Below are 11,175 nucleotides of genomic sequence, written 5' to 3' on the forward strand. Positions count from 1 at the left end.
TAAAATAGTTTATTTGCTAAATGATTTTTCAAGTATTTTAAACCTTTAAAATGCTTCTTTAATTTTACTTTTAATTTGTATTATTAGGAAAGTCCCCAATTCATTATCATTAAATTCCTAATTTCGTAAAATGGAAAAGGAACAAACGTATCCAGTTGAATTTTTACTGCGAATGGAGTTGTTGTTGGGAGATGAATATCCTGAATTTTTAAAGGCATTAGACCAACCTGCACCTGTTTCGGTGAGGGTAAACCCCTATAAAAACAATGAATTATTTGTGAATTCAGAAAGGATACCTTGGTGTAAAGATGGATATTATCTGGCAACAAGGCCCGTTTTTACAATTGATCCTGTTTTTCAGGCTGGGGGCTATTATGTTCAGGAGGCATCCTCTATGTTTTTGGAACAGGTAATAACGCATCTTGAATTAAAGCAAAGAAATATAACAGTTCTTGATTTAAGTGCAGCCCCAGGAGGCAAAAGCACTCATCTTCTTTCATTGTTGTCAAAAGAAAGTTTGTTGGTTGCTAATGAAGTAATCAAATCAAGGGTTAGTGTGCTTGAAGAAAATATTGTAAAGTGGGGATGTAGTAATTTCGTTATTACCAATAATGACCCTTCAGATTTCACTGAATTAACAGGCTTTTTTGATGTTATTTTGGTTGATGCCCCTTGTTCAGGTGAAGGAATGTTCAGAAAGGATAAACAGGCATCCAAACATTGGAATCCCTCTAATGTTGATTTATGTGTTTCCAGGCAAAATAGGATAATCAATGATATTTTACCTGCATTAAAACCAGACGGATATTTAATTTACAGTACTTGTACCTGGAATGAGCAGGAAAATGAAAACAACATCAAGAACATTGTAGGCTCCAATGATCTTTCTTCTGTTCGGATACCCCTTCAAAAACAATGGGGAGTTGTGGAAACTAAAACAGATGTGGATAATGAATTAATTTATTCTTACCGGTTTTATCCACATAAATTAAATGGGGAAGGATTTTTTATTTCCTGTCTTAAAAAAGCAGGAATAAATGATGAGGTTTATGGAAAGAAAATAAAAAAATCGCAAATTCCATTCGCTTCGGTAAAAGATAAAAATGTGATAGCAAAGTGGCTAACTTACCCAGATAATTTTGAATTCCTGATAATCAATGAACAACTCTTTGCAATAAAGAAAACGTACTTTGAAAATTTTTTGCAATTAAAGGGAAGTTTGTATTTGAAATCTGCAGGATTGAATATGGGCAAAGTAATAAGGGATGAGCTAATACCATCTCATGATTTAGCTTTAAGTGTTGAAATCGCAAGTGATGTTCCCTTTATTGAACTTGATTTGAAACAAGCAATCGATTATTTAAGAAAAGTGGATATAGTTCTTGAAACTTCAACTATGCAGGGATGGGTAATTGTTAAATATAAGGGCTTGAGCTTGGGATGGGTAAAAGTACTCAAGAACAGGATAAACAATTATTTCCCAAAAGAGTTAAGAATAAGGATGCAGGTTTAATTTCTCAATACTTTTTTTCTTTCTTCGGCTTCCTTTATCATAATAAATTCCAAGATATTATCAGTATCCACAACGCCAAGTAAAATTCCATCCTCCATAACCGGCATTAAGCTTGTGTTATTCTGCTGTACTTCCTGGTACATTTGATCAAGGGAGGTTTCGGATTTTAGAAATTTAATGTTTGGATTCATGATTAATCCTACAGAAATATCGAGTTCTTTTTCTGCAAGGGCTTGAATTATTTCATTTCTGCTTAAAGTTCCAACCACTTTTTCATTTTCGGTAATTAAGAAATCTTTTCCCTGGCCATCTAAAAGTAATTCAACGGCTTTAGAAAGGGGTGCAGTTGGGCTAAGTTTATTGTAATGATGCATGATGAGATCCTTTACCTTATAACCAGAGAGAAAGGACCTGGCAAGTGTAAAATCTGCTTCAGCTTGTGCTCCAAGGAAGATGAAAATTCCAATGATTATTAAGAAAGGATTATAGAACAAACCTAAAATAACAAATCCTATTGACAGTATTTTCCCTAGCGTTGCAGCAAATTGGGTTGCAATATGACGGGGATATTTATAGGATAATAGTGCCCTTAAAACCCGTCCTCCATCCATTGGGAAAGCAGGAATCATATTGAAAACGGCAAGAATAACATTTACAAACAACAACATATAAAGAAAATTATGACTGCCAATGGCTGCCAAATCCTCGGGTTGGTTTATCCAACCTATCCCAGAAACGGAAATTATTCCATAAAGTAGAATTGCTATTGCCACATTAACTAGTGGCCCTGCAATTGTAATTTTAAGTTCTTGGCCAGGCTTATCAGGCATTCTCTCAAGCCGGGCAAGTCCACCAATGGGTAAAAGAATAATATCCTTGGTAATAATGTTGTATCTCCTTGCTGTAAGCGCATGTCCTAGTTCATGAAGGACTACACAAATGAAAACGACAAGCACAAAGAGTAAAAACCACAGTGTTTCAGTTAAGTCCAAGCCTATGGACATACTTCTGTAAATAATAAATCCTAAAAGTAGTATAAATGTCCAGTGTACAAAAAGTTTGATTCCTGCTATTTTTCCCAGATTTAATGACCATTTCATAAGGAGTGCTTTTTAATTTATTTTTCAAGACAAGTAAATCCAGCCTTTCAAATAATTTTACAAGTAACCTGCCAATTTTTTTATAAGATGAAAATGAAAATTTGCTGGGTAAATTCTGTTAAACATTTGTTTTTGCATTTTCGCAAAATGATCCTATGCTTTTAATGAATTTTGATGCCTCTATTAAATGGATTAAGCGGCCAAAATAAGGAGAATGGTTTTTAAAGAACCTGGCTTTCTTTTAAAACTAAGTCATAAGGAATAACAAGCAGGGGAGTATGGGTGTGAAATGCCATTTCTTTTGTAAAACTCTTGTCAAATAGTTTCTCAAACTTAGTTTTTCTCCTGGAGAACATTGCAATCATTTCTGTTTTATGGCTAATTAAAAAATTCTCTATCTCATCAATAACCTCAAGGTTGAAGGCAATGTGGAAGCATAATTTGGGATACGTGAACTTTTTTACAAGGTTTTCTGTCTCCTTAATGGTATCATATTTTATTTGTTTTTCAGGATTATCAGTTACATGCAATATGTCAATATGCGCATTGAACAATTTTCCGAAAGCAATTGTCAAAGCGGCCTCACCAGGCAAATCAGCAAGATCAGTTGCATATACAATGTTGGTGATGGGTCGAATTGGAGCACGTTCAGGAACTACAATTAATGGGTAATCATTGATCTTTTTCAAAATGGTTGAAGTTATGGTGCCAAAAAGTGCTTGCTGAATTCCTCCCGCTCCTTTAGTGCCCATTACAATAAGATCAATTTTATTTTCAGAAGCTTTATTGGTTATTTGTTCTACAATATTTCCAAATACCACATCATATTCAATGCTTGTTCCGGCTTGAACTTCACCAATTATATCATTGGCAATCTTTTTAATTTCGGCCTCTGCTTCCCATAACAATACATCTTGGATTTTATGTAAAAAACCACTGCTTAAATCGCTCGTGTCAATACAATGAAATAGTATGATGTTTAACGATTCGAAATGACCGGAAATAGACATTGCGTATTGTAATGCAATGTTTGCAGCAGGTGAAAAGTCCGTTGGGATAAGTATTTTAAACATTTATATTTTAGTTTGATTCAGGCAGTGTAAGCAATGCAATATTAGCATGGTAAGCTATTTCCTCTGTATGGCTTTTTTTGAATAAAAGTTCAAAAATGGATTTTTTATGCGGCAACATAGCAAGAACATCTGCATTGGAATGTTTTACAAAATTCTCAATTCCTTCAATTACATCATCGCTTTCAGAAAAATGAAAACTATGATTCACACTCTTGAAGACATTTTCAATTTTTAATCCCTCTAAAGCTTGATCAAAAGTTGGCACTTCCTCCATTTGTCGTTTTATATTTAAAATAAGAACTTCAGCATTAAATAACAAAGCGATTTCAAGCAAAGGGGCATGCGATTTTGCATCTTTTGAAAGGTGATAATCAGTAGCAAGCACTATTTTTTCGATTTTTTTATAGTGTACTGTTGAGGGGATTGAAAGCACCGCACATTCACTGTTTTTAATTACGCTTGCTGCGTTGGTTCCTATGAAAACCTTTTGCAATCCTGATGCACCCTGGGTTCCCATTACTATTAATCCTGCATTGTGTTCTTTAGCAACTGCATTTATCTCGTCAACAGCAAAACCTAATTTTACTATGCATTGGGCAGAAATTTCTTCTGCATTTATTCCTAATTCAGCAAACATAGTATCCCTAATTCTATAAAGAGATTCCAATTGTTGCTCCTCCTCTGTACGTATTAAAGTATCATATACTCCAACTGGCGTATTTGGCGCAATTACCGGCACATGATTCACATGAAAGAAAATTACACTGGCTTTGGTAATTTTGGCAATATTCAGACCATACCTTATGGCATTAGCCGCGTTTTCAGAAAAATCTGTTGGTAAAAGAATTGGTTTCATAAAGGAAAGATTTTTTACATGTTTGGATTAAATGTAGTAAAAAATACAGAGAAATCCTCTTTTTTAAAGATGGCTTTCTTCCTAAAAAAATGAATTGAATATAAGAAAAAGGCCCTAACTTCTATTATTGGAGGATTTGCAGTACCACAAAAGAATTAAATTTGGATTGATTTTTAGGATTAAATCAGGATTAGTGGAAATAAAATAAAAGAGTTCCCCCCCCTTAAATATTTATCCAACTCTTAATTTATGCTTTAGTGTTTTTTGAGTTTCGAAAACAAAATCTGCAGAGCGCTTCATAATTGTTGGTTTCTCCCAATAAAACTAGTTTTTCATCTGAATTAATCCGAAAGGAATGATTTGCCAGGTTGCCACAATTCATGCAAATTGCATGTACCTTTGTAACATGTTCTGCAATAGCAAGCAATGCAGGGATTGGCCCAAAAGGCTTGCCAGTATAATCCATATCCAATCCTGCCACAATTACCCGTATTCCTTGATTTGCCAAATGATTGCAAACATCTACCAGCCCATGATCAAAGAACTGAGCCTCATCAATGCCCACTACTTCAACATCAGAGGCCAATAAGAGAATATTGGATGATGAAGGGACCGGGGTGGAATGTATAAAATTCGAATCATGAGAAACCACCTGGGTTTCATCGTATCGTGTATCAATGGTAGGTTTGAAAATTTCCACTTTTTGTTTGGCAAACCTCGCCCGCTTTAGTCTTCTGATTAATTCTTCGGTTTTTCCAGAAAACATAGAGCCACAAATTACTTCAATACTCCCTTTTCTTGAATGCTCTTTTTCGGGAATTTCCAAAATCATAATAAAGTTTTTTTAAAAAAAATAAATGTGCCTTGGTGTATTTCGATTTTCTATACTATCTTTAATTTTTTCAGGCGAACGCAAAAATAATGAAAAAGCCGTTCATAATACTATAAAGGCCAAAAACATGGAAGTGCAAAATTTAAGAAAAGAAATTAGTCAGCTCATTGATAATATTAAGGAACATTCTGACAGAATTACAGATTTTGAGAGAATACCACAACTCGAATTGGAAACCATTCTATTTAAAATAGGCAAATTATATGAGAAATCCGTTGTGTTCAATTATCTATATAAACTTGATAAGCAGGATTTTAAGGAAAAAGAAATAAGCATGAACAATAGTGAGAAAACAGCAGAAACAGTAGCCCTGGTTGAAGCCCCTCATATAATAGAGGTGGAAAGAAACGCTGAAGAGGAAAATTGTGTTAAAGAAGACTTGAATAGTACTCAAATAAGGCCAAGTCAATTAACAGCAGAAAATAATATTGAGGAAATTGATAGCTTAGATAGGGCAAATGTTGCTGAAACTAAGACGCATGTGAAATCAGCAGAAAACACCTTAAATGATATTAATACAAGGCTTAAAGAAAATAACAAAGCACATGATTCTTTAAATGAAAAAATAGCCGGGCAAAACAAATTATATGCTAGTCTTTCCAGTAAATTACAAGGTAATGCAATTAAAGATTTGCCCAAGGCAATAGGAGTAAATGAAAGGTTTTTATTTATTAAGGAATTATTTGGAAATGATTCGCATGCTTTTCAGCAGGCTGTAAGTAAATTGAATAGCCTTCAAAGCCTGGTTCTTGCAGAAAACTTTTTAAAGGAGGAATTGGCAATTAAATTCAATTGGAAAGCCGATTCGCCTGCTGTTAAAAGTTTTGTGGAACTTGTTCAAAGAAGGTTTAATTAATTGAAATGTTAACGCTGGTTTTTTTATAAAAACTCCCAAAATAATACTTAAAACAATGTTTGTTTTGCTTTCATGTTTGACTGATCGTTAATGAAAATCGTTATCACCTTTCTTGTTTTTTCAAGTTGTAGTTTTGCAATAAATGCACAGGATCTGGGCTACGCTAAGAAGTTGGTAAATATTTTAGCAGCTCCGGACATGTTTGGGAGAGGATATGTTTCTAATGGCGATAAAATTGCAGCCGATTTTATAAAAAACGAGTTCGTTAAACTTGATTTGTTATCCTTTAATGAGGACTATTTTCAATCCTTTTCACTTGAAGTAAACACATTTCCCACAAAGCTGAGTTTTTCGGCTAATGATAAAATGTTAATTCCTGGTAAAGATTTTCTTGTCCTTCCTTTTTCTGGAACTGATACCGGAACATACAAAACAATTTATTTCGATACTAAAATATGGAATAACAAAAGAAAATTGGAAAGATTTAAAAAGTCAAATTTATCTGATAAGTATATAATTCTCGATGATTCAAATGCTGCTTCAGAAATAGAAAAGGAAGTTTTTAAATCTGCTTTAACTAATCCTTTTAAGGCAAAAGGAATTATTAAACTAACTGATAACAAACTTACCTGGAGTGTTTCTCAAACGGAAGCGGAGTACGTTGCTTTTGAGGTTTTAAGAACTGAGTTTCCATCAAAAACAAAGAAAATAGATGTTCATGTCGAAAACAAATATTATACTGATTATAGCTCTCAAAATGTAATAGGTTACATTAAAGGAAATTCTAAACCAGATTCATTCATTGTGTTTACTGCTCATTATGATCATTTAGGGCATATGGGAAAAAACACGTATTTCCCGGGAGCAAATGATAATGCAAGCGGAATTGCTGTTATTACAGACCTTGCTTCACATTATTCCCGGAATCCATCTGCTTATTCTATTGTTTTTATTGCATTTTCAGCCGAGGAAGCTGGGTTAATCGGATCCAGGTATTACACACAAAACCCATTATTTCCATTAAGTAATATTAGATTTTTAATTAACCTGGATCTTTTGGGTAATGGTGAACAAGGAATTACAGTAGTAAATGGAAGTGAATACAAAGAAGAGTTTTTGCTTTTAAACAAAATTAATGACAGAAATAATTATCTGACTAAAATTAATGAAAGAGGAAAAGCTGCAAACAGTGACCATTATTATTTTTCGGAAAAAGGCGTGAGGTGTTTTTTTATTTATACTTTAGGCGAAAATAAAGCATATCATGATATAAATGACAAGGCGGAAAATGTTAAATTTCCGGCTTATGATGAAATTTTCCGCTTGTTAACTGATTTTACAGGCTCTTTAACATCCAGTCCTGAGCACAAATAATTATGGCAAAACTTTACCTTGTTCCAACACCAATTGGCAATCTTGAAGATATTACACTTAGAGCGATAAGGATATTGAAAGAGGTTGATGTGGTTTTGGCTGAAGATACACGTACATCGGGCTTTTTGCTGAAACATTTTAACATTGAAAAGAAAATATTTTCCCATCATCAGCATAATGAGCATAAAACTGTTGCCTTAATTGCTGAACGAATTTCCAATGGACAATCAGTAGCTTTGGTGTCTGATGCAGGCACTCCAGGAATCTCTGATCCGGGTTTTCTTTTAGTGAGAGAATGCTTGAAAAATAATATTGAGGTAGAGTGTTTGCCTGGGCCAGTTGCATTTATACCTGCCTTAATCAATTCAGGTTTGGCTTCTGATAGGTTTTGCTTTGAAGGTTTTCTTCCCCATAAAAAAGGCAAACAAACAAAAATTCAAAATTTAAAGGAGGAAGAAAGAACTATGATCTTTTATGAATCTCCCTATAGATTGATTAAGACTTTACAACAATTCGCAGAAGCATTTGGACCAGAAAGGCAAGCTTCAGTATCCAGGGAATTAACTAAAAAGTTTGAACAAACAGTTCGAGGATCTCTTGAGCAAGTAATTAAGTCATTTGAAACAGGCACGGTGAAAGGAGAAATTGTTATTGTTGTTGCAGGAAAAAAGAAAGAAAAAGATGATATCAATAGTCCTGATTAAGACAGGAAATGCACATGAGGCTTTTAAATTCCTAGAGAAGCCTATTCCCAAGCCAAATGAAAACGAAATTTTAATTAAAACCCAGGTTTCAGGTTTAAATTTTGCTGATGTTTTGGCTCGAAATGGTTTATACAAAGACGCGCCAGCACTTCCTTCTGTTTTAGGTTATGAAGTTGTAGGATTTGTTGAATCCTATGGCAAATTAGTGACTGGCTTTTCAAAAGGCGATAGGGTTGTTGCATTTACAAGGTTTGGTGGTTATGCAGAATATGCTGTAACTGATTATAAAGTTGCTGTAGTTATACCGAAAGAAATGGATTCGGGAAAGGCAGCAGCTCTTGCAACCCAATATTGTACTGCCTATTACGGAGCGTATGAACTTGTTAATCTTTTTCCAGGTGATCGCGTTCTAATCCATGCAGCAGCTGGAGGGGTAGGGACTGCCCTGGTGCAGCTGGCAAAAGCAAAGGGATGTATTGTTTTTGGCACTGCAGGCTCGAATGAAAAAATGGAGTATTTAAAAGGCCTGGGTGTAGATTATCCCATCAATTACAACAAAGAAGATTTTGCAGAAGTAATAATTAAAGTATTAGGAGCGCAAAGGATAGATGTAGTTTTTGATTCAGTTGGAGGTAGTGTTTTTAGTAAGAGTTTAAAACTTCTTTCACATGGAGGAAAAATTGTATGCTATGGTGCTGCACAACGCCTGGGTGGAGTTTGGGGCATGCTTTCAACCTTAAAACTTATATTTGATTATGGATTTATTCTCCCAATTATACTTTTAATGACATCAAAAAGTGTAATTGGATTAAATATGCTTAGGATTGCTGATTGTAAACCAGAAATAATTCAACGTTGTTTGGCAAATCTCCTTGATCTATATAAATCAAAAAAAATAAATCCTCAAACTGCAACTGCTTTTCCTTGCGGTGAAATTGCCAAAGCCCATGATTACCTTCAAAGCAGAAGATCTACCGGAAAGATTATCATTGAATGGAATAAATAATCTGTTATTATTTTTTAAAATACAACAACCTTGTTTCAGAAAAACCGTATATAAGCGAATATTTAAGAAAATTAGTGTATGAATAAACTTTACTTTAAATTAATAATCTGCGCTTCCTTTTTATGCCTGTTTTTTTTATCAACAGAGCTAAAGGCCCAGAGTTGCGCAGGATGCTTAGTGGATTCCGTAAGTGTAAATCTTTCCGCTAATCCGGATTCAGTTTGGACTTTAACTAAAACTAGGTCTGGGGCTTGTTTGAGCCAAACGGGATGCATTATGTTTTTTATCACCTTGCACCCAACTGCGAATCAATTTGGTTTTGCATCCTCCAATGCACCTCCAGGAAATGGAAATTATCACATCAATTGTGATCCCGTTGGAACTTCAATTGGTACGCCACTTTGTGTAAGCGGGATGAGTTCTTTTACGCTGATTTTTTGTAAAACCGGGGGTAATTCAGCAACCTATACTTTATCATCCAGTCGTACTTTTTCTGCAAGTCAGGATTTTAGTGTCAGGCAAGGTTGTACTGGTAGAATCACAGTTGAAGGATTATCAGAACCTTCTATACAGTGGAATTCTATTTTTCCAGGAGCTGCAGGAGCATACAATTCCTGGCTTTCCTGCACTGCTGCTTGTGATACCACATATATAACGCCCCCTGCAGCCCCAGCTATTGTTCCAGCTTTTATTGATTACGTAGTTTCTGGCACTGCAACAGGCTGTGCCTCTGGTACTTCAAGAGATACAGTTAGAGTATTTATTGTTCCCGGGATGGAAATGTCAATTTCTCCTAGTAATGCTTATATATGTTCTGGTACAACAATAGCCTTGACGGCCAATGCCACAGGCGGAGCTCCGCCTTATTCCTATTTGTGGAGCAATGGGGCTACTACTCAGACTGTAACAGTACCTCCAGGCACATACAGTGTTTTGGTTTCTGATATGACCCAAGGTTGTCCTGCCAAAGCTGATACTGTTCAAGTAATTCAAAGTTCAACTCCTGCTCCACCAATAATAGCAAGTAACTCACCTGTTTGCCAAGGATCTTCATTAAATTTAACCTCAAATACTATAACTGGAGCAAGCTATTTTTGGAGTGGACCAAATGGCTTTACTTCCTCATTACAAAATCCTTCTTTGCCTAGTGCAACTTCTGCTCAAGCAGGAACCTATTCTTGCTATGTAATTGTTTCTGGTTGTCCAAGCACCACAGCAACTACAACTGTTTCCATTACACCTATTCCAATTGCTCCAACAGTTTCTAATAACGGTCCCTTATGTGAGGGTCAAACATTAACTCTAACTGCAACAGGAGTTTCAGGTGCGGTTTATAACTGGACAGGACCTGGAGGTTATACATCTGCAGGTACATCTGTTTCTATTACTTTAATTACTGTTGCAAATGCAGGGAATTATATGGCTACAGCTACTATTAGTGGTTGTGCAGGCCCTGCCGGAACAACAACAGCTGTGATAAGTGCAACTCCTGTTGCACCAACTGCAACAAGCAATTCGGCAATATGTGCTGGCCAAACTTTGAATCTATTTGCTTCTAATATTACAAATGCCACTTATTCATGGACAGGACCAAATGGATTTGTTTCATCAATTCAAAATCCTTCTATAGCAGGTGCAACAATTTCAGCTTCAGGAACCTATTCAGTAACAGCCACAGTAAATAATTGTGCAGGCCCAGCAGGAACAGTTGCAGTAACTGTTAATCCTATTCCCGTAGCGCCTTCAGCAACAAACTCCGGACCTGTTTGTGTTGGTCAAACTTTAACTTTAACTGCCAGTG

The 11,175-nt window shown here is 35.3% G+C and carries 10 protein-coding genes; 6 read left to right on the forward strand and 4 right to left on the reverse strand.

Annotated features, from left to right (window positions below):
* Positions 1 to 130 precede the first annotated feature (130 nt).
* Positions 131 to 1,513, forward strand: coding sequence for an rRNA methyltransferase (locus tag H0V01_02830; GenBank protein MBA2582304.1), 1,383 nt, complete (start codon positions 131 to 133; stop codon positions 1,511 to 1,513).
* On the opposite strand, the gene H0V01_02835 is transcribed toward H0V01_02830, so the two are convergent.
* From H0V01_02835 to H0V01_02850, 4 genes are all read right to left on the reverse strand, one after another.
* A complete protein-coding gene (locus H0V01_02835) occupies positions 1,510 to 2,613 on the reverse strand; it encodes a site-2 protease family protein (GenBank protein ID MBA2582305.1) in 1,104 nt (367 codons plus the stop codon). The genes H0V01_02830 and H0V01_02835 overlap by 4 nt on opposite strands.
* A gap of 221 nt (positions 2,614 to 2,834) precedes the next feature.
* Positions 2,835 to 3,686, reverse strand: coding sequence for a universal stress protein (locus tag H0V01_02840; GenBank protein ID MBA2582306.1), 852 nt, complete (start codon positions 3,684 to 3,686; stop codon positions 2,835 to 2,837).
* A gap of 7 nt (positions 3,687 to 3,693) precedes the next feature.
* Positions 3,694 to 4,542 carry a universal stress protein gene (locus H0V01_02845; GenBank protein MBA2582307.1) on the reverse strand — a complete coding sequence of 283 codons (849 nt, stop codon included), beginning with the start codon at positions 4,540 to 4,542 and terminating at the stop codon, positions 3,694 to 3,696.
* Positions 4,543 to 4,789: 247 nt separating this feature from the next.
* Positions 4,790 to 5,374 carry a thymidine kinase gene (locus H0V01_02850; protein ID MBA2582308.1) on the reverse strand — a complete coding sequence of 195 codons (585 nt, stop codon included), beginning with the start codon at positions 5,372 to 5,374 and terminating at the stop codon, positions 4,790 to 4,792.
* A 25-nt stretch (positions 5,375 to 5,399) separates the two neighbouring features.
* Here H0V01_02850 and H0V01_02855 point away from each other — a divergent pair, with 25 nt between their 5' ends.
* The 5 genes from H0V01_02855 to H0V01_02875 all read left to right on the forward strand — a co-directional run.
* Entirely contained in the window at positions 5,400 to 6,290 is an 891-nt protein-coding gene (locus H0V01_02855) for a hypothetical protein (protein ID MBA2582309.1), read from the forward strand.
* Positions 6,291 to 6,380: 90 nt separating this feature from the next.
* Positions 6,381 to 7,664 (forward strand): M28 family peptidase, encoded by a 1,284-nt coding sequence (locus H0V01_02860; protein MBA2582310.1) that lies wholly within the window; start codon positions 6,381 to 6,383, stop codon positions 7,662 to 7,664.
* 2 nt (positions 7,665 to 7,666) lie between these two features.
* Positions 7,667 to 8,368, forward strand: coding sequence for a 16S rRNA (cytidine(1402)-2'-O)-methyltransferase (gene rsmI, locus H0V01_02865; GenBank protein ID MBA2582311.1), 702 nt, complete (start codon positions 7,667 to 7,669; stop codon positions 8,366 to 8,368).
* Positions 8,346 to 9,374 carry a zinc-binding dehydrogenase gene (locus tag H0V01_02870; GenBank protein ID MBA2582312.1) on the forward strand — a complete coding sequence of 343 codons (1,029 nt, stop codon included), beginning with the start codon at positions 8,346 to 8,348 and terminating at the stop codon, positions 9,372 to 9,374. The genes rsmI and H0V01_02870 overlap by 23 nt, the downstream gene beginning before the upstream one ends.
* Positions 9,375 to 9,452: 78 nt before the next feature.
* Positions 9,453 to 11,175, forward strand: a 1,723-nt coding sequence (locus tag H0V01_02875) for an immunoglobulin domain-containing protein (GenBank protein MBA2582313.1), incomplete at its 3' end; no start/stop codon positions are given.

This window comes from Bacteroidota bacterium (assembly GCA_013696965.1).
Classification (GTDB): domain Bacteria; phylum Bacteroidota; class Bacteroidia; order JACCXN01; family JACCXN01; genus JACCXN01.

Coding starts and splice junctions, on each gene's coding strand:
- H0V01_02830 (MBA2582304.1), top strand. CDS start 131: ATGGAAAAGGAACAAACGTATCCAGTTGAATTTTTACTGCGAATGGAG.
- H0V01_02835 (MBA2582305.1), bottom strand. CDS start 2,613: ATGAAATGGTCATTAAATCTGGGAAAAATAGCAGGAATCAAACTTTTT.
- H0V01_02840 (MBA2582306.1), bottom strand. CDS start 3,686: ATGTTTAAAATACTTATCCCAACGGACTTTTCACCTGCTGCAAACATT.
- H0V01_02845 (MBA2582307.1), bottom strand. CDS start 4,542: ATGAAACCAATTCTTTTACCAACAGATTTTTCTGAAAACGCGGCTAAT.
- H0V01_02850 (MBA2582308.1), bottom strand. CDS start 5,374: ATGATTTTGGAAATTCCCGAAAAAGAGCATTCAAGAAAAGGGAGTATT.
- H0V01_02855 (MBA2582309.1), top strand. CDS start 5,400: ATGTGCCTTGGTGTATTTCGATTTTCTATACTATCTTTAATTTTTTCA.
- H0V01_02860 (MBA2582310.1), top strand. CDS start 6,381: ATGAAAATCGTTATCACCTTTCTTGTTTTTTCAAGTTGTAGTTTTGCA.
- rsmI (MBA2582311.1), top strand. CDS start 7,667: ATGGCAAAACTTTACCTTGTTCCAACACCAATTGGCAATCTTGAAGAT.
- H0V01_02870 (MBA2582312.1), top strand. CDS start 8,346: ATGATATCAATAGTCCTGATTAAGACAGGAAATGCACATGAGGCTTTT.